A 23,634-nucleotide genomic window follows, 5' to 3' on the forward strand; every position below is an offset into this window, starting at 1 on the left:
GCAAATGGCTCGAGGGTTCCTTGTGAGCGTTCGTCACGCTTGGAACGAAGCGGTTTGAGGGGTGGCAATCAACAGGGGGGAAATTGCCGTCCGCCGCTTCGTAGACTTATAAATAGGGCCTATCGTCTTGCTGCTCAATGAACATTGAGTCGCCAAAAGTCGTATAAGACGAACGGTTCGTCGCCGGTCCGTTTATCCCGGACGACGGGACGTTTTGCGCGGGTCCTTGAAAGTGAATGCGCTGTCGGCGACCGACACGCCATAGCGGTGATTGCGCAGGCGCACGGTGGTGCGGTGATTCTGTGCATCGAGCGCAACCCAGTGAGTGAGGCGCAGGCCACCGGGGGCGCTGGCATCACGCGCGAAGATGAGGGTGATCGCACCGAATTCGGGCCGCTTGGGATCCCGCACTTCGATGCTGACGACATCGCTGTGTCCGGTCGGGACCAGCTTGCCGTAACGCTTCACGTCGCGGCTCGGGTCGAGGAGCGCGCCGAGAGGCGAATTCTTGATCGGCCAACGCTGGACCTGGTTCACTTCGTAATCGACCATATACATCGATTTGCCGTTCGAAACGACGAGCAGGGGCACACCCTTTTCGTATTCGAAACGAATCTTGCCGGGGCGCTTCAGCGTCATGACGCCGGAGACGGACTGGCCATTGCGGTCGGTCTGGACGAAGTCGGCTTTCATGGTGGCGATGCCGCGCAGCGCGTCGACCGCGCGGTCGAGGTCGCCTGCCGCCGCCTCTACCGGGGCGGGGGCAGCCAGAAAGCTTGCCGGAATCGCAGTGGCCACCGCAAACGCGATGGCCGAGGCGAAGGGTCGATTCTTGAAAAGGGTCAAGGTGTTCATGCTCCACGATTTAGCGTCGGAGCATTGAACTGTCACTGAACTGCGTGCGTTCCCGCCGTTCAGCTTGCCGGATCAAATTACTTGATCTTGGCTTCCTTGAACTCGACGTGCTTGCGCACGACCGGATCGTACTTCTTGAAGACGAACTTCTCGGTGTGATTCCGGGGGTTCTTCTTGGTCACGTAGTAGAAGCCCGTGTCGGCAGTCGAGACGAGCTTGATCTTGACGGTTGCGGGCTTCGCCATGGCGTGTTCCTAAAGATCTCGTTGCAAGGGCCGTCCCGCGGGGGAACCGGCCGAAAAAATAAGGGCGGCGCAGGTCGCACCGCCGTCCGGCGCGCCCTTTGTGTGATTCCCGGTGAAAAGTCAAGCATTGGCGCGCACTGCGTCAGAGCTGGACCTTGCCCCGGTTGGCCTTTACCTCGCCGCGCGCCTTCTTGGCCTTGAGGCGTTTCACCTTGCCGACCCGGTTAACGCGGCTCTTCTTGCGCTTCTTTGGCGGGGTCAGCGCTTCCGTCAGGATCGCCTCAAGCCGTGCACGAGCCGCTTCGCGATTGCGTTCCTGCGTGCGGTGCTCGTTCGCGGTGAGGACGATTTCGCCGTCCTGCGTCAGCTTGCTGCCGGCGATATCCTTCAGCCGGTTGAATGCATCGGGCGGCATGCCGAGCTGGAACACATCGACCCGCAGCTGCACGGCGGTCGCCACCTTGTTGACGTTCTGCCCGCCGGGCCCGGAGGAGGCGATGAACTTCTCCTCGGCAATTTCATTCGCCTTGTCGACGATGCGGCCCATTATTCCGGACTGTCGGTGAAACCGAGTGCGAGAAAATCGCGCGGCATCGGCGCGCTCGCTTCGATGGTCGGTTTCTTTTCGCGTGGCACGACCAGCCCTGCCGCGTGCAGCATCGTGCGCGGCGCGCCCTTGCCCGACCCGTAAACCGGATCGCCAAGCAGCGGCATGCCGAGCCCAGCCTCGCAATGGATGCGTATCTGGTGCGTGCGCCCGGTTTCAGGCCGGAACTCGACCAGCGCATGGCCGCCGCTTTCGCCAATGACCTTCCAGTGCGTGACGGACGGCTTGCCCTTCTTCGCCGCGATCATCCGCCAGCCCTTTTCCGCGCTGCTGATCTTGGCGAGCGACAGCTCGATAGTGCCTTCGGTTTCCGAAGGAATGCCGGTCAGGATGCCGAGATAGCGCTTCTCGACCACGCGGTCCTCGAACGCCTTGGAAAAGCGTTTGAGCGACTTGGGATTGCGGGCCAAGAGCAGGCAGCCGCTGGTATCGGTATCGAGCCGGTGCACGGGCGAGGGTTCGCGCTGGAAGCCCAGACGCAGTTGCTCGAAATGATCTTCAAGGCACCGACCACCCTTCTTCGGCCGGTCGACCGGCAGGCCAGCTGGCTTGTTGATGACGAGCGCCTCGCCGTCTTCGAACAGGATGGGAATATCGGTCATTCAGTCCTTCAGTTCCGCACGCACCATCTGGCGCAGCGCATTGCCGAGGAAAAAGCCGTCCTCGAGATCGGAAATCGTGAGCTCCGCTTCCTTTGCCCTGCCCTCTGCAAGGAGGGTCTGGCGCAGCACGCCGGGAAGCAGGCCAAGGTGTGCAGGCGGCGTCAGCAGGACGCCGTCACGCTCCACGAATATGTTGGTAACGCACCCTTCCGTGACAAGGCCATCCTCGCGCACCAGCAGGCATTCCTGCGCGCCATGGCGCCGGGCCACTGCTTGCGCATCCTCGTAGAAGCTGCGGTCGGTTGTTTTGTGACGAAGCCGCCAATCGCCCGGATCGACCGGCATGGGCATGACGATGCACTTGGCAGGTTCCGGCCATGGCGCCGGCATATCCTGCACTTCGAGGGCGAGAGCCCCCGAACGCGACGCCAGCAGGCGTATGCGGCTTGGCTTTTCGACCACGAAGCATAGCGCGTGCAACTGGTTGCGCGCCTCGTGCCGGTCGAAGGAGAAGCCCAGCTCGCCCGCACTTTCCTTCATGCGCAGGAGATGTTCCTCGAGGTATGCGATCCCCTCGTCGGGCGAAAAACGCATCGTCTCGATGAGGTCGAACTGCGCCGCGCGGTGATCGGGCGAGGATGCCCGGGCGAACGCGCCCTTGAGGATCGCCTCGCGCCATTCGGTACGCGCCTCGCTGTCGGCCACGATCGCGCCGCCGACGCCCAGCACGGCCTTGCCGCGTCCGTTCTCTATCTCGGTCAGGCGTAACGTGCGGATGGCCACATTGAACGCGGCATCACCGTCCGCACCGATCCGTCCGATGGCCCCGCAATAGGGCCCACGGGGATCGCGCTCTACCTCGTCGATCAATTCCATCGCGCGGATTTTCGGCGCGCCGGTGATCGACCCGCACGGGAAAAGCGCCTTCACGAGGTCGATCGCGCCCGCATCCGGCTTGAGCCGCGCGCGGACCACACTCACCATCTGGTGGACCGTCGGATAGCTTTCGATCGCGAAGGGTTCGTCGACCCGCACGCTTCCCGCCTCGGCGACCCGGCTCAGATCGTTGCGCATCAGGTCGACGATCATCAGGTTTTCGGCCTTGTCCTTGACCGATTGTGCCAGTTCTTCGGCCAGCGCCGCATCCTGCTGCGGGTCCGCCGCGCGAGGGCGCGTGCCCTTCATTGGCTTGGCCTTGGCTTCCCGATCCTTGAGCGACACGAACAGTTCGGGGCTGAGGCTGAGCAGCCAGTGCGAGCCGTCGAAGATGACCCCGCCGTAACCGGCTTGGGCGGCAGGCCTCAGGGCAGAGTACAGGCCCAGCGGATCGCCGGTGAAATTTCCAGCCAGGTGGAATGTGAGGTTGGCCTGGTAGATGTCGCCTGCGCTGATCGCTTCCTGTAGTCGATCGAACGCCTCGGCATAACTGCCCGGCGACAATTGCGGCTCCAGCGGACCGACACTTCCAGCACCGGCAGAGCGTTCGCGCAGCCAGTCCGGCATGGCCTCGGCCGCGATCCGGGTGGGAGCATCGAACAGGCCCAGCCACACGAGCGGGCCGGATGCCCCCGTCTTTGCAGACGCCCTGTGTTGCAGACGTTCTTCAAGCGCGAGCCCTGCCTCGTAGGCGATATAGCCGGCCAGTTCCCCGCCGTCGCGCCGCGCCCGCTCCGCAGCCTCCAGCGTCGCTGCCACGTCTTCGGGCCGCGAAGCGACGAAGACCGCGCGCGCGTTTTCGAACAACAGTGCATCTGCCGCACCATCGCTGCGTGCATCGTCGAGAAGAACGAAAGGGTCGCGCCGCGCCATATGCCCTGCCTTTACCGCAGCGGCAGCCTATGTCGAGGGATAGCTTGACCCTGCCGCCTCCACTGCGCCAAACCGCTGGCAACACATGACAACAGGGACACGGGGCCAGATGAGCGATATTTTCCTTGGATTGGGCGGCAATGGAGAGAACCAGTATCTCAGGCTGGCGCAGGCCAATCGCCATGGATTGATCGCCGGCGCCACCGGCACGGGCAAGACCGTCACGCTTCAGGGGCTGGCCGAAAGCTTCTCCGCACGCGGCGTCCCTGTATTCGTTGCCGATGTGAAGGGGGACCTTTCGGGCATTTCCATGGCCGGTTCCCCGCAGTTCAAGCATGCCGACAAGCTGGAAGGCCGCGCGAAGGAACTGGGCATGGACGACTATGCCTACGCCGACAATGCGGCGGTATTCTGGGACCTTTACGGCGAAAAGGGCTTCCCGATCCGCACGACGATTTCGGAAATGGGTCCGCTGCTGCTGGCGCGCCTGCTGGACCTCAACGACACCCAGGAAGGCGTGCTCAACATCGTCTTCCGCTATGCCGACGAGAACAACCTGCTGCTGCTCGATCTCGGCGACCTGCAGGCGATGCTGACTTTCGCCTATGAGAACGCCAAGGACCTGTCCGGCAAATATGGCAATGTCTCCAAGGCCAGCGTGGGGGCTATCCAGCGCCAGCTGCTCAGCTTCGAGAGCCAGGGCGCGGACGAGTTCTTCGGCGAGCCTGCGCTGGAGATCGACGACTTCCTCGCCACGGATGAAAAAGGTCGCGGCGTGATCAACGTGCTGGCCGCCGACAAGCTGATGCGCAGCCCGAAGCTTTACGCGACCTTCCTGCTCTGGCTGCTGGCCGAACTGTTCGAAACGCTTCCCGAAGTCGGCGATCCGGACAAGCCGAAGCTGGTGTTCTTCTTCGACGAGGCACACCTGCTCTTCGACGACGCGCCCGAAGCGCTGGAGGACAAGGTCGAACAGGTTGTGCGCCTCATCCGATCCAAGGGCGTGGGCGTCTATTTCGTGACGCAGAACCCGATCGACATTCCGGAAAAGATCGCTGGCCAGCTTGGCAACCGCGTCCAGCACGCGCTGCGCGCCTTCACCCCCCGCGACCAGCGCGCGATCAAGGCTGCCGCCGAGACTTTCCGCATCAATCCCGACCTCGACGTGGAAGAGGCGATCACCGAGCTTAAAGTGGGCGAGGCGCTGGTCTCCACGCTCGACGAGGACGGCGCACCATCGGTCGTGCAGCGCACGCTGATCAAGCCGCCCCACTCGCGCCTCGGCCCGGTGACCGAGAAAGAGCGCAAGATCGTGAATTCCGTCAGCGATCTCGACGGGAAATACGACGAGGCCGTCGACCGCGAAAGCGCAGAAGAAGTGCTCGCGGCCAAGACGCTCGACGCGGCCGAAACCGCCAAGGAAGTCGAGGAAAAGGGCGAAGCGGAAGTGCGTAAGCGCGAGCGCAAGACGCCGTCGATGTGGACCAAGGCGGGCAAGGCGGCGGCGACCGCTGCGGCAGGCTCGCTCACCTCGGTGGCCGTGGCCGCAGTCCTCGGCAAGAAGTCGCGCGCCGACCCGGTACGCACGGGCCTCAATGCCTTCGTTCGCAATATCGTCGGCGGTTTGATGCGCTAGATCGGAAGACGCAATTCGGCACGCAGGCCGCCCTGCTGCCGGTTTTCCAGCACCAGCGAACCGCCATGCTGCTCCGCCACGGCGCGCGTGATGGTTAGGCCGAGGCCGGCGCCGCCGGTTGCGCGATTGCGGCTGGCCTCGCCGCGGGTGAAGGGTTCGAGCATTTCGGCGATGCGGTCCTCAGGAATTCCGGGACCGTCATCCTCGACGCGGATCACCGCCTCGTCGGCTTCGCGCACCAAAGCGACCTCTGCCGTGTCGCCATAGCGCAGGGCATTGGAAATGAGATTGCGCACACCGCGCTTCAGCCATGTGAGGTGCACCGGCGCGGGCACCCGCTGGCCTTCGAGCAGCGCGACCGGCTGGTTCATGTCCTCGAATTCTTCCACCACCGACACCAGCAAGGCGTAAAGATCGGTACGCTCCGCAGGGCGTTCGGCGCGGCCGATGCGCGCTAGCAGCAGGATCTCGTCGAGCGTGCGCGTGATCTCTTCGATCGAATCCGCCATTTTCGCCCGAAGACCTTCGTCTCGGATCGCCTCGATCCTCACTCGCAGCGCGGCCAACGGCGTTTTCAAATCGTGGCCGATGGCGCCCAGCATGACGTCTTTCTCGTCGAGCATGGCAGCGATGCGCGCTTCCATCGCATTATGTGCCGCAATCAGGCTGCGAACGTCATCAGGGCCGCTGGGTTCGATCGGGACGATACTGCCCGGATTGGACGAGAATCTCTCGGTCTGGCGCGTCAGCCTCGCCAGGGGCCGGGTGATCCGGCGAAGAAGGAAAAACAGCACCGTCATCAGCAGGACGAAGATTACCAGTGTCTGCGCGGCCGTTATCAGGAAGACCCTGCGGTCGTCGCCCGGATAGGGAATTCTCGCCACGTGCCAGTCGCCGCCCTCTTCCCACTGGACTGCGGCAACGAAGACCTTGCGATAGGTACGGCCCCCTCTGCGCGATCCGGCATTGCGATCCCGAAAACGCTGCATCACGACCGGATCGTCTTCGGACGAGCGGATAGTGGCAATTACGGCATGCGGTTCTCGAACGAAGCCGGTCAGGCGTTCCGCGATAGCCGCTGCCATCGCCGGATCCGAAGTTTCTCCGGACATGAGGGGGTAGTCTTGCGTAACCTCGCCTCTCATCGGGCGGCCACCCAATTCGCGCCGGTTCATCCGGAAGCGCCTGCGATCCCCATCAAGCACCGCCTCGCCGCGGGCCTGCCGGAACACCGGTGCACCCCACAGCGATAGCTGGGCCGCGCTGACCAGCGCTTCCTCGCGCCGGTCCTCGGCGATGCGGTAGAGAAGCGCGGTGGTGACCAGCTGCGCCAGCAGGAGCGCGCCGGCGACCGCCATCAATGTCTGGCCAAGCAGGCTTTTGGGTAGCAACCGCGTCATGCCGTGTCCTGGGCCTTGCGCGTCACATCGGCGCCGAAGCGATAGCCCCCGCCCCTCACCGTCTGGATGAAGCGCGGGTTGCGGCTGTCGGCCTCGATCTTGCGGCGCAGGCGGCTGACCTGGTTGTCGACCGCGCGATCGAACAATTGCGCTTCGCGACCCTGCACCATGTCGAGCAGGCGGTCGCGGTCGAGCACCTGGCGCGGGTGGTCGCAGAACGCGCGTAGCATGCGGAATTCTGCGGTCGAGATCGGCACCAGCGTCCCTTCGGGGTCTGTCAGCCGGCGCTTGAGCGGGTCGAGTGTCCAGCCCTCGAAAACATAAGCGAGATCGTCTGCAGGCTCCACGCCGCTGCGGTCTGCTCGGCGAAGGACGGAGCGTATGCGCGCCACCAGTTCGCGCGGCTCGAACGGCTTGGTGACATAATCGTCAGCCCCGATTTCGAGGCCGATGATCCGGTCCATCGCCTCGCCCTTTGCCGTCAGCAGGATGACGGGAAGCTGCCGGCTTTCGACGAGGTGCCGGCAGAGCGACAGCCCGTCCTCGCCCGGCATCATGATGTCGAGCAGGACGAGGTCGGGCCGGTCGGTCTCCAGCCGCGAACGCGCCCGCGCAGCGCTTTCTGCCTCCAGCACGACGAACCCCTGGCCGGACAGATATTCCGCCAGGGGTTCGCGTAGACTGGCTTCGTCGTCGACCAGCAGCACGGTGATGGGCGCAGCATCGTTCATGCGGGACCTATGCACTCGCTTTGCGGTGAACGAAACAGAAAGCCGGTTACTGGCTGGGACGCTGGGCGCGGCGTTCCTGCCGTGCCTGCTTCATCGCTTCGCGTTCCGCAGCCGAGATCTCGCCATTGCCGTCGGTATCGGCGCGGGCGAAGCGGGCATCGACTGCCGCCTGGAATTCAGCGCGGGAGATCGACTTGTCGCCGTCGGTGTCGGCGCGCTGCAGCATGGCCATGTGGCCGCCGCGCTTGCCGCCGCGACGCGCCTTGCGGCCTTCACCGCCGCGTTCGCCGCGCATTTCCTTCATGGCCTGGAGTTCTGCCTGCGAGAGGCCGCCCGAATTGTCGGTGTCGAGCTGGGCGAAACGCTGCTCCATGCGCGCTGCACGGCGCTCCGAGCGATCGGCCCGGCGTGCTTCGCGCTGCTGCTTGCGCGCTTCGTGCATCGCCTTCATCTCGGCCTGCGAAAGCTCGCCGTCGCCATTGGCATCGGCCTTGGCGAACATGGCCTCGCGCCTCTCGGCACGGTCTTCGGCGTTGATCACACCGTCGCCATTGGCGTCCATCCGCGCAAACATCGCGTCGGCATGGGCAGTGTGTTCGGCGCTGGTGACAACGCCGTTGCCGTCCGCATCGGGGTTCGTCTTGCCCATGTGCTGATGGGCGATCGCAGCAGTCCCGGTCAGCGCGAGCGCTGCGGCGGACAAGGTCAAAGTGATCTTCTTCATCATGTGTTCTCCTGAATTTGGAGAACTGCGGCGCGCCTGGGTTGGGGGGAGGGATTGAGGGGACAGCGCCGCAGTTCGTGTCACCGTTATAGGGCTGTCTTGTCGCAGCAATGTGCCGGATCGCAGGAGAATTGTAATGGAATGTAACGCTCCGGGCAGGTTGTTCACCCGGGTGTCAGCATCTCAACGCGGCCGGTGCTGAGTCCCCTCGCCGGCGGTGATGAAGATCGCGGTCGCATGGACTTCGACATCGGCGACATGCCAGACGCCCGCCGGATTGATCGCATATTCGCCCGCTTCCAGGGTTATAGTTTCGCGGCGCCCGTCGGGAAATTCCTGCGTCAGCACCATGCTCCCTGCCGTGCAGATGACGACTTCCTCACCAAGCGGGTGCATTTCCCAGCTGTCCCAGTCTTCGGTAAAGCTGTGCTGACTGACCAGCCTTCCTTCGCGCCCGTCACTGCCGTGACGCTGCCCATAGCCTTCGTACCACTCCATCCCGCCTTCGAAGGGGGGCTGGGGAACGGCAGTCGCCCCCAGCCCGAGGTGCAGGAAACTGTCCGCAAGGCGGCGCTTGTCCTGCATCACTCGACCTTGTCCATGAGGTAGGCGTTGAGCTTGTTGCCGTCGGGATCGCGGAAATAGGCGGCATAGAAGAGCATGCCGTTCTCGTCCGGCTCGCCCCTCGGTCCGGGCTCACCCTCGTCGCTGCCGCCATTGGCGAGCGCGATGTCGTAAAGCCGCTTCACCTGATCGCGGTCCTTGGCCTCGAGCGCGACCATCGTGCCATTGCCGACCGTCGCCTTTTCGCCATCGAACGGCATGGTCGCCGCGATGCCCGCGCCGCCATCCCATTTGCCCCAGGCGATAAAAGTTTCGAATTCCATCATCCGCCCCACGCCCATTTCGGCCGCGATGGCATCGTAGAATTTGGCCGCCCTCGTAAGGTCGTTGGTGCCCAGCGTAACGTAACCGATCATGCAAACTCTCCTAGTTGGAAACGACTCGCGACCGGCGGAACATTACGTGAACACAGCTACTCCTACAAGGGTGCGCATTCGCGTTCGAGCCAGGCGAGGTCATCACCCTCCAGCTGCGGAGCAAGGATGTCGCGGGTCCTGGCGTGATATTCGTTCCACCAAGCGATTTCGCGTTCGCTGAGCAGGCTCTTGTCGACCAGCTTGCGGTCGAGCGGGACGTGGGTCAGCGTCTCGAAGCCGAGGTACTTGCCCTCCGATCCATCGATACCGGCGTCCACCACCAGGACGAGGTTCTCGATCCGGATGCCGTATTCGCCCGGCTTATAATAACCCGGTTCGTTGGAAAGGATCATGCCTTCGCGAAGCGGGGTTTCGGTCCCGGGGAAGGCGCCGCCTGGCTTCGAAATGCGCTGCGGGCCCTCATGGACCGACAGATAGCTGCCGACGCCGTGACCGGTGCCGTGACCATAATCCACGCCCGCCTGCCACAGGTGCATCCGTGCCAGCGCGTCGAGAGCGCCGCCGCTGGTCGCATCGGGGAATTTCGCGAGGTCCAGCTCGATATGACCCTTCAGCACGCGCGTGTTGCGGTCGATCATTTCCGCCGTCGGTTCGCCCGGGCCGACCCAGACGGTGCGGGTGATGTCGGTAGTCCCGTCGGGATACTGGCCGCCCGAATCGCACAGGTAGATGCTGGACGGCGGGATCGGGATATTGCTGTCCTCGTCGACCTTGTAATGCGGCAGGGCAGCATGGCCCGCCGCGGCGCTGATCGTGTCGAAGCTGGTATCCTTGAGTTCCGGGCTGAGGCCGCGGAATTCGCGCAGCTTGGCCGCTGCCGCCAGCTCGTCGATCTCGCCCGAGGGAGCGTTCTCCTCGATCCAGCGCAGGTATTTCACCACGGCAGCCCCGTCGCGCGCCTGGGCATCGCGGTGGCCCTGCTGTTCGGCCTCGTTCTTGATCGCCTTGGGCAGCACGGCCGGGTCGTCGTCGCGAACGACCTTCGCCCCGCCCGCTTCAAGCGCGTGGAAGATGCCTGCCACCGCATGACGCGGATCGACTGCCACGGTCTTGCCCTGCAGCTTCGCCAGCGCAGGCTCGAAATCGGCGCGGTCGTTGATGCGCACCGCATTGCCGAGGTGCTGCGTGAGTTCGGGCGTAACTTTCTCGGGCGCGATGAAGAGATCGGCTGTCCCGTCCGCATGGGCGACGACATAGGACAGGGCGACTGGCGTGTTGTCGACGTCCTTGCCGCGCATGTTGAGCACCCACGCCACGGAATCGAGCGCGGTGACGACGGTGGCGTCATAGCCTTCCTGCTTCAGCCAGTCGGCGATCTCGGCGCGCTTGTCCGCGCTCGACCGGCCGGCGAGGCGGTCTTCATGCGGCACGGCGGCAGCCTTGCTGGGCTCGGGCCGGTCGGCCCAGACCGCGTCGATCGGATTGCCGTCGACAGGGACGAGTTCGATCCCCTTCTTGGCGAACAGCTTTTCCGCCTCTTCCGCCCAGCCGATACCGTGCAGCCAGGCATCGTATCCGATCCGCGCGCCTTCGGGCGCATTGGCAGCGATCCATTTTGCAGGCGAGGTCGCCGGCACGTCCTCATAATCGTAGAGCTTGCCGTCGACCTGCTCGCGCACCTGCACGGTATAGCGGCCATCGGTGAACATCGCCGCCTTGTCCTTCAGCACCACCGCGCTGCCCGCGCTGCCGCCGAAGCCGGTCAGCCAGTGGAGCCGCTGGGCATAAGAGCCGACATATTCGCTCATATGCTCGTCCGAAATGGGGACGACGAAGCCATGGAGGCCGCGCTTTTCGAGTTCGGTCCTGAGCGCATCGAGGCGCGCTTCGTGGGTCTGCATCAGCATGCGAGTAAATCCTTTCGTCGGCTGCCGTCCCGCATCGGTGGAGACGGCGCTTGCGGCATTGCATCTTGCCGCATAGTCACGCCTGCAACTTAGACACTTGCGGCCCCGCTTTCCAGCTTTGTGCCGCCATCGGGGAGATCATTCATGGCTTACATGCGACTGGCTGCGTGCCTATCTGCCGTATCGCTCGTTCTGGCTGCGCCTGGCGTGGCCCAAGAAACCGAAGGGACTTCAGTGACTGCACCTACCTCTCCGCCCCAAGCCGAGAAGCGCGACCATTCCTATACCCATCACGGGATCACGATCTCCGATCCGTATCACTGGCTCAAGGACCAGAGCTATCCGACGATCGATGACGAGGACATCCTCGACTATGTGAAGGCGGAAAACGCCTGGTACGAAGCGCGCATGGCGCCGCAGAAGGAACTCGTCGACACCCTGTTCGAAGAGATGAAGGCCCGGATCAAGGAAGACGATTCCACCGTTCCGCAAAAGGGTGGCGACTGGCTCTACTGGTCCGAATTCGAAGAGGGCGCGCAATACCGCAAGCATTACCGCAAGCCGGTTTCGGGCGGCGATGCGGTGCTGATCCTCGACGAGAACGAACTGGCACAAGGCCTGGAATACTTCCGGCTCGGTGCAGCGTCGGTGAGCAAGAACGGGCGCTATCTCGCCTATTCGACCGACAGCAACGGGTCGGAACGCTACACCGCGCGGATCAAGGACCTGCAGACCGGCGAATTGCTGCCGGACGAACTGACGAACCTGCGCGGCGGGCTCACCTGGGTCGCGAACGATACCGCGCTGGTCTACGGCCCCTCGACCGAGGAATGGCGCTCGCTCGAAGCGAAGCTGCACGTGCTCGGCACTCCGGTCGAAAGCGACGTCACGCTCTATCAAGAGGAAGACCAGAGCTTCGGCGTAGGCGCAGGCCTGTCCGCGCAGGACGACTGGCTGATCATCGCCACGGGCGACAACGAAACCAGCGAAGTGCGCCTCGTGCGCGCAGACGATCCGACCGGCGAACAGATCCTCGTCAGGCCGCGCCAGAAGGGTGTCGAATATTCGGTCGATGTCCGAACCGACGAAACAGGCACGAACCTGTTCGTGTGGACCAATGACGATCACATCAATTTCCGCCTCGCCAAGGCATCGATCGAAGCGCCCGGCGAATGGGAAACCGTCATCGCCGGATCGGACGAATTCTACCTGACCGGCTTCGACCTGTTCCAGGATTTCTTCGTGACCGAAGGCCGCCTCGACGGGCTCGACCAGATCCAGCTGCGCACATACGATGCGCCGCTTCAGGCACGCGCGATCAGCTTCCCCGAAGCGAGCTACAATGCGGGCCTGTCGAACAATCCCGAATATGCCGTCACCAAGCTGCGCCTCGATTATGAAAGCATGGTCACGCCGGATTCGGTCTATGACTACGACGTCGCCACAGGCGGGCTCGAACTGCTCAAGCAGCAGGAAATCCCGAGCGGCTACGACGCCTCGCTCTACACCACCGAACGCCTGAGCGTGCAGTCGCGGGACGGCACGATGATCCCGGTCAGCGTGGTCTATCGCAAGGATCGCAAGGACGGCGCCATGCCGCTCCACCTCTATGCCTATGGCGCGTACGGCTATGCCATGCCGCCCGGCTTCTCGACCACGCGCCTCAGCCTGATCGACCGCGGCTTCGCTTATGCCATCGCGCATATCCGCGGCGGCGACGACCTCGGCCGGCGCTGGTACCTGCAGGGCAAGATGTTCGAGCGCGCCAACACTTTCAACGATTTCGTCGATGTCGGCCGCGGCCTGATCGAGAAGGGCTACACCGCCGAGGGCAAGATTACCGCCAGCGGCGGGTCCGCAGGCGGCGAGCTGATGGGCGCGATCGTCAACCAGGATCCGGAGCAGTACGGCGCCGTCGTGGCCCACGTGCCCTTCGTCGACGTGCTCAACACCATGCTGGACGAAAGCCTCCCGCTGACGCCGGGCGAATGGCAGGAATGGGGCAATCCCATCACCGACAAGGCCGCTTTCGCCTATATCCTGAGCTATTCGCCCTACGACCAGGTGAAGGCGCAGGACTACCCGCCGATGCTGGTCACCGCCGGCCTCAACGACCCGCGCGTAACCTATTGGGAGCCTGCCAAGTGGGTTGCCAAGCTGCGCGAGGTGAAGACCGACGACAACGAACTGCTGCTCAAGACCAATATGGGCGCAGGACACGGCGGCAAATCGGGCCGCTGGAATTCGGTCTACGAAGTGGCGGAAGAATACGCCTTCATCCTGTGGCAGATGGGAATGACCGGTCAGGAATGACGGCTTGAAAGAGAGGAACTACCTGCGGGAAATCGCGCTGCTGCTTGGGGCATGCGTCCTGCTGGCGGCTCTTCTCTTCATTCTCGTTTTCAGTCCCTGCCTCTTCGGTTTCGGAGCCTGCCCGTGAGCCAACGCTTCACCCGCACCTTTACGGCGCTACCCGAGCACATCGACGAGCTCGGCCACGTCAACAATGCGATCTGGGTCCAGTGGATCCAGGACATGTCGACCAGCCATTGGGAAGCCGCCGCGAGGCCCGAAGACAAGGCAACCTATTTCTGGGTCGTGACCCGGCACGAGATCGATTATCGCGGCAATGTCGCCGAAGGTGAAAGCGTGACCGGCACTACCTGGATCGAGGGCACGGCGCGCGGGGCGACATCGGTTCGCCGGGTCGAATTCCGCGACGCGAACGACAAGGTCATCGTCTCCGCAGCCACGACCTGGGCCATGCTGGAACGCGCATCGAACAGGCTGGCGAGGGTCCGGCCCGAAATGCTCGAAGCCCTCACCAAAGAGCAGGGTTAACCGAGCAGGTCGGCTACCGGACGGTAGTTGTAGCCCAGTTCGCTTGCCACCGCTTCATAAGTGACTTCGCCGGCGTGCACGTTCAGCCCTTCGGCAAGATGCGGGTCGTTGCGCATGGCATCTTTCCAGCCCATCCGCGCAATGCGCAGGGCGTGGGGAAGCGTCACATTGTTCAGCGCATAGGTGCTGGTGCGCGCGACGGCGCCCGGCATGTTGGCAACGCAGTAATGCACGATGTCGTCGACGACATAGGTCGGGTCGGCGTGGGTGGTAGGCTTCGAGGTCTCGAAACAGCCGCCTTGGTCGATGGCGACGTCAACGAGGACCGCGCCCTTCTGCATGTCGCCCAGCATTTCGCGGGTGACGAGCTTCGGGGCTGCCGCGCCGGGGATCAGCACCGCGCCGATGACTAGGTCCGCGCCGCACACGGCATCATAGAGGTTGGCCTTGTTCGAGAAGCGCGTGCTGGCGCGGCTTTCGAAATGGGTGCCGACTTTTTCGAGCACTTCAGGGTCGCGATCGAGGATGGTGACGTCTGCGCCAAGGCCAGCCGCCATCTGCGCCGCGTTGAAACCGACGACGCCGCCGCCGATCACCACGACCTTGCCCGGCATAACGCCCGGCACGCCGCCAAGCAGCACGCCGCGCCCGCCATGCGCCTTTTCGAGCGCGGTCGCACCTGCCTGCACGCTCATGCGGCCGGCCACCTGGCTCATCGGCTTCAAGAGCGGCAACTGGCCGCGCGGGCCCGTAACCGTCTCATAGGCGATTGCAGTCACGCCGCTATTGACGAGGTCTTTCGTCTGGTCCGGATCGGGCGCGAGGTGGAGATAGGTGTAGAGGATCTGGTCCGCGCGCAGTTTCTTGCGTTCGACCGCCTGCGGTTCCTTCACCTTCACGACCATTTCGCATTCGGCGAAGATCGGATCGGGTCCGTCGACGATCTTTGCACCCGCCGCGACATATTGTTCGTCCGTCGCGTCGATGCCGCAACCGGCCTGCGTCTCGATCCACACTTCGTGGCCCTGCGCGACGAGCTCGTTCGCACTCTCGGGCGTCAGGCCAACGCGGTATTCGTGGTTCTTGATTTCTTTCGGACAGCCGATGCGCATTTGTGCGGACTCCTTCTCTGGGAAGCGCCGCTACTCGTGAAAACCCTCCGCTGCAAGCGCGCTTGCCGTAGCGTATTTTTATTCCGGCAAAGCCTGCCAGCGCGCTTCGATACGATCGGGAGAACCGCCATTCGTTTGCGTTAATGTCACGCCGCGTTCGCGCAATTGGGCGGCGACCGCGTCGAAGGCTTCACCTTCGCGTCCGGCAAGGTTGATACCGAGTCCCTGCCGCCGGGCGGCCCAGGCGACGACGTCAAGTGCCTGCTGGCCCGCAGCGTCCGGCTCTCCTTCGCTGAGTGTGATCGAAGGCAGGGCGAGGAGCGGCGGCCGCAATTCCACCGACCAGCCGGGCATGCCCGCATCGACACGGCCTTCCAGCACGCGCCAGCCCTCCACCGTCAGTCCCGGGAGGTGGCTCGCCTGCACGATGGCGCGGCGGTTGTCCCGGTCGACGGTCACTTCGGACTTCTCGACCCCGGCGACCAGCGCAAGCTCGCCGACCATCTCCGCAATCTGGCGTTCGGTGGCCTGCGCGCGCTGTTCGTCCTTGGCGCGGGCGAGTTCGGCGGCTTCGGCAGCGCCAGGATCCGTACCCACGCGGTACTGTTCGACCGCAATCACGACCTCGCGCTCGAAGCGGGCCTCGAAGCGGCGCTTGATTTCGGCATTCGCGTTGCTGTTGAACTGAGGCGTATCGACCGTCCCGGTGACGACCACCGGCTCCGCGTCCCAGTCGATGCCGGTGACATTGACCCGCGCCTTGTCCGGGAAGCTTTCGGCGATGACATCCTGCACCACGCGCTGCGCATTGGCCTCGAAGGCAATGTCCCGCAGCGAAAAGCCGAGCGGGATGGCAAGCGCCACGAACACCACGAAGATACCGAAGTTCTGGAACCAGCCCTGCCGCGCGGACAGGTCCGTGCGGAAACCGTAGAGGCGCGCCATGATCGTTGCCGAAAGGGCGATGGTCAGGAAGTTGGTGATGTAGAGCGCCAGCGCCCCGCCGAAGACCGTCCAGTTCAGTGTCGCGAGCCCGTATCCCACGGCGGCCAGCGGCGGCATGAGGGCGGTTGCGATGGCCACGCCGACGATCGTGCCCTCGCGCCCGCGGATCAAGGCGTAGGAGCCTGCGAGCGAGGAAAACAGCGCGACCAGCAGGTCGAACAGGTTCGGCTGGGTACGCGCGGCGATTTCCGAGGTGACGGTCTGCAAGGGAGACACCAGCACGATCAGCGCAGTGAAAAGGATCGCGGCAATCGTCCCGATCGTCAGCGCCCGGATACTGATGCGCAGCCACTTCAGCTTGCCGGAGGCGAGCGCGAAACCCGCCCCGATGATAGGGCTCATCAGCGGGGACAACAGCATGGCCCCGATGACCACGGCCGGCGAGGACAATAGCATGCCGAGGATCGCAATGCCTGCCGACATCATCACCATGAAGATGTAACGCGGGCTGGCGTCGCTCTCCCCCGCGATCTTGGCGATCACGGCGGTGTGGTCGACATCCGCCACAACATTGTCGAGCCACCAGCGCCGGATCGGCACCAGCGCACGCCCGATCGGGCTATGCACCCAGCCGGGGGTCGGGGGCCTGCGCTTGGAAGCGTAATTGGGCGTGACTACTCGTGCCATGAGCGATGCACCCTAGATCGGATTGCCGTCCTGGTCGCGGTAAATCTCGCGGCGGCCGACGTGGTTGGCCGGTCCGACCAGTCCTTCGCTTTCCATCCGCTCGATCCATTTGGCGGCCGTGTTGTAGCCCACGCCCATCTGGCGCTGGAGCCAGCTTCCGCTCGCCTTCTGGTTCTCGATCACGATCTGGCAGGCTTGGCGATACTTGCGCTCGTCCGGATTGTCGGAAGCGGTGAACTCGTCCTCGAAGTTGAAGCCGCCGTCTTCGGGCTCTTCGGTAACGGCATCGACATAGTCGGGCTTGCCCTGCGCGCGCCAGTGATCGGCGACCTTCTCGACTTCTTCGTCGGACACGAAGGGGCCATGCACGCGGATCATCGCGCCGGTGTTGGGCTTGTAGAGCATGTCGCCCTTCCCCAGCAGCTGCTCCGCGCCCTGCTCGCCAAGGATGGTGCGGCTGTCGATGCGGCTCGTCACCTTGAAGCTGATACGGGTCGGCAGGTTGGCCTTGATGACGCCGGTGATGACGTCGACCGAAGGACGCTGTGTCGCCATGATGAGGTGAATGCCCGCAGCACGCGATTTCTGGCTGAGGCGCTGGATCAGCACCTCGATTTCCTTGCCGACGGTGACCATGAGGTCGGCCAATTCGTCGACGATCAGCACGATCAGCGGCAGCGGTTCGTAGTCGAGCTGCTCTTCTTCATACAGTTCTTCGCCCGTCTCCGGATCGAAGCCCGTCTGCACGCGGCGGCCTAGCGGCTTGCCCTTGGCGGCGGCGGCTTTCACCTTTTCGTTGAAGCCCGCGATATTGCGCGAGTTCACGCTGGACATCATACGATAGCGCTTCTCCATCTCCTCGACCGCCCATTTCAATGCGCGGACGGACTTGGCAGGCTCGGTCACGACCGGGCTGAGGAGATGCGGTATATCGTCATAGGTCTTCAGCTCGAGGACCTTGGGATCGATCAGGATCAGGCGGCATTCGTCCGGCGTGAAGCGATAGAGCAGCGACAGCAGGATGGCGTTGAGGCCGACCGACTTACCCGAACCCGTCGTACCCGCGACCAACAGGTGAGGCATGGCAGCAAGGTCGGCGATGATCGGTTCGCCGCCGATGTCCTTGCCCAGAATCATTGGCAGGCTGCCCCTGGAATCGACGAATGCAGCAGACGTCGACAGCTCCTTGTAGCTGACCATCTGGCGATCCGCATTGGGCAGTTCGATGCCGATGACGGTCTTGCCCGGAATGGGCGACACGCGCGCGCTGATCGCGCTCATGTTGCGGGCGATGTCTTCGGCAAGGCCGACCACGCGGCTCGCCTTGATGCCCGGTGCAGGCTCCAGCTCGTACATGGTCACGACGGGACCCGCGCGCACGGCGGTGATCTCGCCCTTCACGTTGAAATCGTCGAGCACGTTTTCGAGCAGGCGGGCGTTGCGCTCCAATGCGATCTTGTCGAGTTTCTGCGCCGCATGTACGGGCGGATCGTCGAGCAGATCGTGGCTCGGCAGCTGGTAATTCGCGAACATGTCGCGCTGCTTGGCCTTGGCCGGCTGCGAGCGGACAGGCGCAGGCTTGGGATCGGCGATTTCGGGCGAGCGACGCGGGGCGCGCCGTGCCTCCTCGTCCTCTTCGTCATCGATATCCTCGGCCTTGCGGCGCGCGCGCTTCGTTTTCTTCGGCGCAAGCGGCAGGTCGATGTCGGTCTCGACCTCCTTGCGTTCGAAGAGTTTCGGCAGCGTGAAAAACTGCGCCCAGTCGAGGGCGAAGACCTTCGTCACCAGGGCGAGGCCGCCGGCCAGCGCCACAAGGCCCAGCGCGCCGGTAATCCAGCCCGAAAAACCTCCGCCGAAGCGTGTGGCAACCGCGTCGATGCCGCCGGCACCGAGAAGCCCGGCAAGACCGCCCCCGCCCGCCGGGAACGGCCCCGGGCTGCTTTCGAACAGCAGGCTGACGACCGTCCCGAGAAGCAGCATCGCGACCAGCAGCAGGCCGAAGGGCCCCCACCACCGGCCCGGCGTTTCTTCCTCGTCCGCATCCTCGACCCCGGTCCAGAGGCGGCGCGCAGAAATCCAGATCAATGGCAGCAAAAGCAGCGCCGGCAGTCCGAAGAAGAAATAGGCGCGCTCTGCGGCCCAGGCACCGCTGGCGCCCATCCAGTTGGAAATGGTCGTGCCCGATGCGGCCGTCGAGGCGCTGGGATCGGTCTGGGTATAGCTGGCCAGCGCCAGCGTCAGGAAGACCAGCAAGACCAGCAGCAGGCCCGCGCCCGCCATGTGCGTCGCGCGGCGCAGGGAACGGCGAAACGCCGCCCGCCAATCGGGTTTTGCGCCAGCGCGCGTGGCCATTGTCATTCCTTCCGTCCGTCGTGTGGGAAACACTATGAATCCTCGGCGAGTCCGAGGTCAAGCAGTGCTTTTGTTTTGCCTCAATCGCCGGCGTTCGCATCCGCTCACTCGGCTATCCTCGCTCATGCGCCCTCCATGGTCGCATCGCTGCGGGCGGGCGGTCGCCCTTGCCTCCCTGAGGTCGGTCAGGAGATGAGTCCGTCGATCGCGCCCCAACGCGGCCAGTCGAGCTCGCGCGCCCGCGCCGCATTCATGCCGCCAAGCGCGATAACCGGCACCGGCGATTGCTGTGCCAGCACGCGGAAGCCGAATACGCCGAGCGTTTTCGCGCCGGGATGGGAGTTGGTCGGGAAAACCGGCGACAGGAAAATACCGTCGACGCCCGCGGCGATCGCCTCCTGCAATTCATCGCCATCATGGGCTGTTGCGAGTCGCAGGCCGGACCGCGGCGTCTTGGCCGCGCCATAGTGCCCGTCCGCGCCCCAATCTTCCTCGCCCGAAAGGATCACGAGGTGACCGTGCGGCCGAGCCAGTGCTGCCAAGGCGTCGAAGCGCGCGCGGCGTTCTTCGGCAGGCAAGTGATAATGCCTGAACACGAAGCCCGAGCCTTTGGGCAAAGCCTGCAAAGCCTCCTCCAGTCCGGCATCGTTGCGGGCATCGGAAAGCAGCCAAAGCAGGGGCAGGGACTGGCGCACAGACATAGGGACGTTATAGCGCGCCCTCATGGAAAAGGCAGACACTCCTCTTCAGACCGTCCGATCGCAAATCGCCGCGACCTGCAAGCGCGCGCGACGCGAACCCGGCGAGGTTACCCTGATCGCGATCAGCAAGACCCATCCCGCCGATAGGATCGAGCCGCTGCTCGAACAGGGTCAACGCCATTTCGGCGAAAACCGGGTGCAGGAAGCGCAGGACAAATGGCCTGCACTGAAAGAGACCTATCCCGACACCGTGCTGCACCTTGTCGGACAATTGCAGTCCAACAAGGCCGAAGATGCGGCGGAATTGTTCGACGTCATCCATTCGCTGGACCGCCCGAGCCTGGTCAAGGCGCTCGCCAAGGCGAAGGAAAAGACCGGCCGTTGCCCCGACTGCTTCATCCAGGTCGATGTCGGCGAGGAAGAGCAGAAGGGCGGCTGCGCGATCGCGGACCTGCCCGGCCTGATCGAGCAGGCGCGCGAGGCGGGCATCCCGCTCGCGGGCCTCATGTGCATTCCGCCTGCCGATATCGAACCCGCACCGTTCTTTGCACTGCTCGACAAGCTGGCGCGAGACAACGCGCTGGAGGGACGCTCCATGGGCATGAGCGGCGATTACGAGACCGCCATCATGCTGGGCGCCACGCATATCCGCGTCGGCACGGCGCTGTTCGGCGCGCGGGGCTGAGCACCTTTACCGACTGCAAAGGGAAAGGGCGCCGCCTTCCGGCAGCGCCCCTCCTTGATTGCCGTAACCGGCGCCGAGTTTAGAACTTGGCCTTGACCGTGACACCGTAAGTGCGCGGCTCGGCGAGGAAGGCCGAGTAGGTCTGCTGCGGAGCCACGAACGGGGTGTTGAACGCGACCTGCGAATAGTCGACGTCGAACATGTTCTGGACCCAGCCTTCGATCGCGAAGCGGTCGGCGATATTGGTCAGGCCGACGCGGCCGTTGACCAGGATATAGCCGTCCTGTTCCTTGCCGTAGAGCAGGTCCGAACCGGTGTTGTAGTCGCTGGTCATGCGGGCGTTGATGAAGAACAGGCCCTCCATGCCGCTGTCGCCGATCGGCGGGGTCCAGGTGAACGAGCTGGTACCGACCCAGGCGGGTGCGTTCGACATATTGTCACCCGGCAGCAGGCGCAGCGCCGGATCGAGCGGATCGCCCTGGTCGCTGCCCACCACATCGTCCGCATAACGCGTGTCGGCGTGGGTGATGCCCATGGTCATCGTGATATCGCGGATCGGGCTCAGCGAAGCTTCGAATTCGAAGCCCTGCGAAACCACGCCCGGGCTCACATCGTCGGCATCGCAGACACCGGTCGCGGCGCTGGCATCGCTGTCACCGCCGTTCAGGCTGGTCGAGCAGCCGTTGATGTTCTGCACCAGGTATACCGAGCCGTTGAAGGTGTTCAGCTGGAAGTTGCTGAATTCCTGGCGGAAGGCAGCGACGCTGACCCCCCAGCCACGGCCCGAATACTTCATGCCGATTTCATAGGCATCGACCGTTTCCTCGTCGAACTGGAGCGAGGCCGGATCGATGTTCGCCACGTTGAAGGTCACCGGGTTGCCCAGAGCCGAACGGTCGAGGTTGAAACCGCCGGCCTTGTAACCGCGCGAATACGAGCCGTAGACCAGCAAGTCGTCGATCGGCTTCCAGCTCAGGATCGCCGTACCCGTCAGCTTGTCTTCGTCACGCGAATTCGCGATCGAGACACCGTCGAGTTCGGCAGTCGAGTTGCCCTGGCACGACAGTGCGATCAGGCCGCCTGCAAGACCTGCCAATGCCGGAACGGCGAGGAAGTTCGACAGCAGCGCACGGTTCTGCGGGCAGATCACGTTGTCGTTGCTGAAGGTCGCGTCGAAGTCCTTGGTTTCGTTGGTGTAACGAAGGCCGAGGGTCAGATCGAGCGTGTCGGTGATGTGGAAGATGTTGTGCGTGAAGATCGCGAAGTTTTCGCTGGTCTGGTTGTACACATCGCCCGTACCGCCGAGGTCGTTGACGTTCGACAGGTTCGTAATACCGGCAAGGATCGCCGGGGTCGCTGCGCCGAAGGCACCGGCACCGCCATTGGCAGCCTGAAGGGCCCCGCGACCGACCGGGCCGAGGCAGTCCTGCGCCGCCGGATTGACCAGCGCCGGGTTGACGGCCAGCGCGATACGGCAACTCACGAACGTGCCGTAATCGTTGCCGAAGCGCAGGTTGTCGCGCGTCTGCAGGTCTTCGTTCGCGTAATAAGCGCCGACCAGCCAGTCGAGCTTGTCGTTGAAGGCCGTGCCGTTGAGGCGCAGTTCCTGTGTGAAGGTCGCGAATTCACGCGCGCCGGCATCGTCGCCGGGGGCGCGGTAGAGAATGTCGACCGTCGTGTAGTCGGTATCCGAACCCTGCGTGTTCGCATATTCGCGATAGGCCGTGATCGACGTCAGGTTCACATTGCCGAACGACCAGTTGAGTTCGCCCGAAATACCGTAATCCTCGGTCTCGCCAGCATAGCTGCGACCGGCCGTAGGGTAGATGTTGCGGTTGAAGGTCGACTGGGTAAGCGCACGCGGATCCTGTCCGAGGCCGAGCAGGACGTTGACGATCGGATTGTCGGTGCTGGTCAGCGCCGGCGCTGCTCCGACGGGTTGCGCAAACGGATCGAGGCCCGGCGAAACACGCGCGTACTGGGCGAAATCGGGCTGCACGAAGGTGGCGGCGCAGCAGGCCTCGTCCTTCTTCGAATAGTCGCCGATCAGGCGGAAGCTGATATCGTCGTTCGGTTCGAACAGCGCCTGTGCACGCACGAGGTAGCGGTCGCGGTTGTTCACATCGACGCCGTTGGTGACGTCGGTGTAGAAGCCGTCACGCTGGAAATAGACCCCGTCGACGCGCGCGGCGACAGTGTCAGAAAGCGGCGCGTTGACACCGGCTTCGAAACGAAGCGCGTCGAAATTGCCGTAGCTGGCGCTTGCGTGACCTTCGAATGCGAAGCTGGGCGCCGCAGTGAAGATGTTGAGCATGCCGGCCGAGGAGTTGCGTCCGCCAAGTGTGCCCTGCGGACCGCGCAGGATTTCGATCCGGTCGAGCGGGCCGAGTTCGGAGAGGGCATTACCCGAGCGCGAGCGATAGACGCCATCAACGAAGACCGCGACCGAGCTTTCCAGGCCCGGGTTATCGCCCACCGTGCCGATACCGCGGATACGGGCCGAGCCGTTGGCTTCGTTGCCGGTCGAGGAAACGAGCAGCGAAGGGGCGACCTGGTTCAGTTCGCGAATGTCGCTGGTGCCGGAATTCTCAAGCGTTTCGGCCGAAACTGCCGAAATTGCCACCGGGACATCGGCCAGCACCTGGGCACGCCCCTGCGCAGTCACGATGATGACGGGCATATCCTGCTCGACATCGGCATTTTCGACCATGTCGCCTTCATCGGCGGTCGACTGGGCAAGTGCCGCCTGCGGGGCAAGTGCAAGACCTGCGCCCAGAACGGCAAGCGTACGCAACGATACTGATGTTTTCCTCATGGGAATACCTCTCCTCTGTGTTTCTCTCGAAATTTTCGA

21 protein-coding genes are annotated in these 23,634 nt (G+C 63.8%); 5 read left to right on the forward strand and 16 right to left on the reverse strand.

Annotated elements, in window-relative coordinates:
* Positions 1 to 192: 192 nt before the first annotated feature.
* The 5 genes from BM173_RS01370 to pabB all read right to left on the reverse strand — a co-directional run bounded on the left by BM173_RS01370 (position 193) and on the right by pabB (position 4,118).
* Positions 193 to 855: a LolA family protein gene (locus tag BM173_RS01370; protein ID WP_090476623.1), complete on the reverse strand. Its 663-nt coding sequence runs from the start codon at positions 853 to 855 to the stop codon at positions 193 to 195.
* 77 nt (positions 856 to 932) lie between these two features.
* Positions 933 to 1,100 (reverse strand): 50S ribosomal protein L33, encoded by a 168-nt coding sequence (gene rpmG / locus BM173_RS01375; RefSeq protein WP_090476625.1) that lies wholly within the window; start codon positions 1,098 to 1,100, stop codon positions 933 to 935.
* Between the two features lie 142 nt (positions 1,101 to 1,242).
* Positions 1,243 to 1,647, reverse strand: a complete 405-nt coding sequence (gene arfB, locus BM173_RS01380; RefSeq protein ID WP_090476627.1) for an alternative ribosome rescue aminoacyl-tRNA hydrolase ArfB — start codon at positions 1,645 to 1,647, stop codon at positions 1,243 to 1,245.
* Complete coding sequence (locus BM173_RS01385) at positions 1,647 to 2,309, reverse strand: RluA family pseudouridine synthase (RefSeq protein ID WP_090476630.1); 663 nt, start codon at positions 2,307 to 2,309, stop codon at positions 1,647 to 1,649. The genes arfB and BM173_RS01385 overlap by 1 nt, the downstream gene beginning before the upstream one ends.
* Positions 2,310 to 4,118 (reverse strand): aminodeoxychorismate synthase component I, encoded by a 1,809-nt coding sequence (gene pabB, locus BM173_RS01390; protein WP_090476632.1) that lies wholly within the window; start codon positions 4,116 to 4,118, stop codon positions 2,310 to 2,312. It lies immediately after the preceding gene.
* A gap of 109 nt (positions 4,119 to 4,227) precedes the next feature.
* Here pabB and BM173_RS01395 point away from each other — a divergent pair, with 109 nt between their 5' ends.
* On the forward strand, positions 4,228 to 5,754 hold the full coding sequence (locus tag BM173_RS01395; protein WP_090476634.1) for a helicase HerA-like domain-containing protein: 1,527 nt from the start codon (positions 4,228 to 4,230) through the stop codon (positions 5,752 to 5,754).
* Here BM173_RS01395 and BM173_RS01400 read toward each other — a convergent pair.
* The 6 genes from BM173_RS01400 to BM173_RS01425 form a co-directional block, all read right to left on the reverse strand.
* Entirely contained in the window at positions 5,751 to 7,154 is a 1,404-nt protein-coding gene (locus tag BM173_RS01400; RefSeq protein WP_090476636.1) for a sensor histidine kinase, read from the reverse strand. The two genes, BM173_RS01395 and BM173_RS01400, sit on opposite strands and share 4 nt — an antisense overlap.
* On the reverse strand, positions 7,151 to 7,885 hold the full coding sequence (locus tag BM173_RS01405; RefSeq protein ID WP_090476637.1) for a response regulator: 735 nt from the start codon (positions 7,883 to 7,885) through the stop codon (positions 7,151 to 7,153). The genes BM173_RS01400 and BM173_RS01405 overlap by 4 nt, the downstream gene beginning before the upstream one ends.
* Positions 7,886 to 7,931: 46 nt before the next feature.
* On the reverse strand, positions 7,932 to 8,612 hold the full coding sequence (locus BM173_RS01410; protein ID WP_090476639.1) for an EF-hand domain-containing protein: 681 nt from the start codon (positions 8,610 to 8,612) through the stop codon (positions 7,932 to 7,934).
* Positions 8,613 to 8,792: 180 nt separating this feature from the next.
* Positions 8,793 to 9,194, reverse strand: a complete 402-nt coding sequence (locus tag BM173_RS01415) for a cupin domain-containing protein (protein WP_090476641.1) — start codon at positions 9,192 to 9,194, stop codon at positions 8,793 to 8,795.
* Complete coding sequence (locus BM173_RS01420) at positions 9,194 to 9,589, reverse strand: VOC family protein (protein ID WP_090476643.1); 396 nt, start codon at positions 9,587 to 9,589, stop codon at positions 9,194 to 9,196. The genes BM173_RS01415 and BM173_RS01420 overlap by 1 nt, the downstream gene beginning before the upstream one ends.
* A gap of 62 nt (positions 9,590 to 9,651) precedes the next feature.
* Positions 9,652 to 11,457: an aminopeptidase P family protein gene (locus BM173_RS01425; protein ID WP_090476644.1), complete on the reverse strand. Its 1,806-nt coding sequence runs from the start codon at positions 11,455 to 11,457 to the stop codon at positions 9,652 to 9,654.
* Between the two features lie 153 nt (positions 11,458 to 11,610).
* Between BM173_RS01425 and BM173_RS01430 the strand changes: the two genes are divergently transcribed.
* From BM173_RS01430 to BM173_RS01435, 3 genes are read left to right on the forward strand one after another with little or no spacing between them, the layout of a single operon-like run.
* On the forward strand, positions 11,611 to 13,770 hold the full coding sequence (locus BM173_RS01430) for a S9 family peptidase (protein ID WP_090478300.1): 2,160 nt from the start codon (positions 11,611 to 11,613) through the stop codon (positions 13,768 to 13,770).
* Positions 13,771 to 13,774: 4 nt separating this feature from the next.
* Complete coding sequence (locus BM173_RS14825) at positions 13,775 to 13,897, forward strand: hypothetical protein (RefSeq protein ID WP_281247519.1); 123 nt, start codon at positions 13,775 to 13,777, stop codon at positions 13,895 to 13,897.
* Positions 13,894 to 14,298 (forward strand): acyl-CoA thioesterase, encoded by a 405-nt coding sequence (locus tag BM173_RS01435; protein ID WP_177201770.1) that lies wholly within the window; start codon positions 13,894 to 13,896, stop codon positions 14,296 to 14,298. Before BM173_RS14825 ends, BM173_RS01435 begins: the two co-directional genes overlap by 4 nt.
* Here BM173_RS01435 and ald read toward each other — a convergent pair.
* From ald to BM173_RS01455, 4 genes are all read right to left on the reverse strand, one after another.
* Positions 14,295 to 15,410: an alanine dehydrogenase gene (gene ald / locus BM173_RS01440; protein WP_090476648.1), complete on the reverse strand. Its 1,116-nt coding sequence runs from the start codon at positions 15,408 to 15,410 to the stop codon at positions 14,295 to 14,297. The genes BM173_RS01435 and ald overlap by 4 nt on opposite strands.
* A 78-nt stretch (positions 15,411 to 15,488) precedes the next feature.
* The gene (locus BM173_RS01445) at positions 15,489 to 17,042 is read right to left on the reverse strand and encodes a DUF389 domain-containing protein (protein ID WP_090476651.1); all 1,554 of its coding nucleotides are present in this window, start codon (positions 17,040 to 17,042) and stop codon (positions 15,489 to 15,491) included.
* A gap of 12 nt (positions 17,043 to 17,054) precedes the next feature.
* A complete protein-coding gene (locus tag BM173_RS01450) occupies positions 17,055 to 19,394 on the reverse strand; it encodes an FtsK/SpoIIIE family DNA translocase (RefSeq protein WP_090478303.1) in 2,340 nt (779 codons plus the stop codon).
* A gap of 185 nt (positions 19,395 to 19,579) precedes the next feature.
* Entirely contained in the window at positions 19,580 to 20,119 is a 540-nt protein-coding gene (locus tag BM173_RS01455; RefSeq protein WP_090476653.1) for a thiamine phosphate synthase, read from the reverse strand.
* Here BM173_RS01455 and BM173_RS01460 point away from each other — a divergent pair.
* Positions 20,118 to 20,780, forward strand: a complete 663-nt coding sequence (locus BM173_RS01460) for a YggS family pyridoxal phosphate-dependent enzyme (RefSeq protein WP_090476655.1) — start codon at positions 20,118 to 20,120, stop codon at positions 20,778 to 20,780. The two genes, BM173_RS01455 and BM173_RS01460, sit on opposite strands and share 2 nt — an antisense overlap.
* A gap of 79 nt (positions 20,781 to 20,859) precedes the next feature.
* Here BM173_RS01460 and BM173_RS01465 read toward each other — a convergent pair whose 3' ends face one another.
* A complete protein-coding gene (locus BM173_RS01465) occupies positions 20,860 to 23,595 on the reverse strand; it encodes a TonB-dependent receptor (RefSeq protein WP_090476657.1) in 2,736 nt (911 codons plus the stop codon).
* Positions 23,596 to 23,634: the final 39 nt, after the last annotated feature.

This window comes from Qipengyuania nanhaisediminis (genome assembly GCF_900115585.1).
GTDB classification, from domain to species: Bacteria; Pseudomonadota; Alphaproteobacteria; order Sphingomonadales; family Sphingomonadaceae; genus Qipengyuania; species Qipengyuania nanhaisediminis.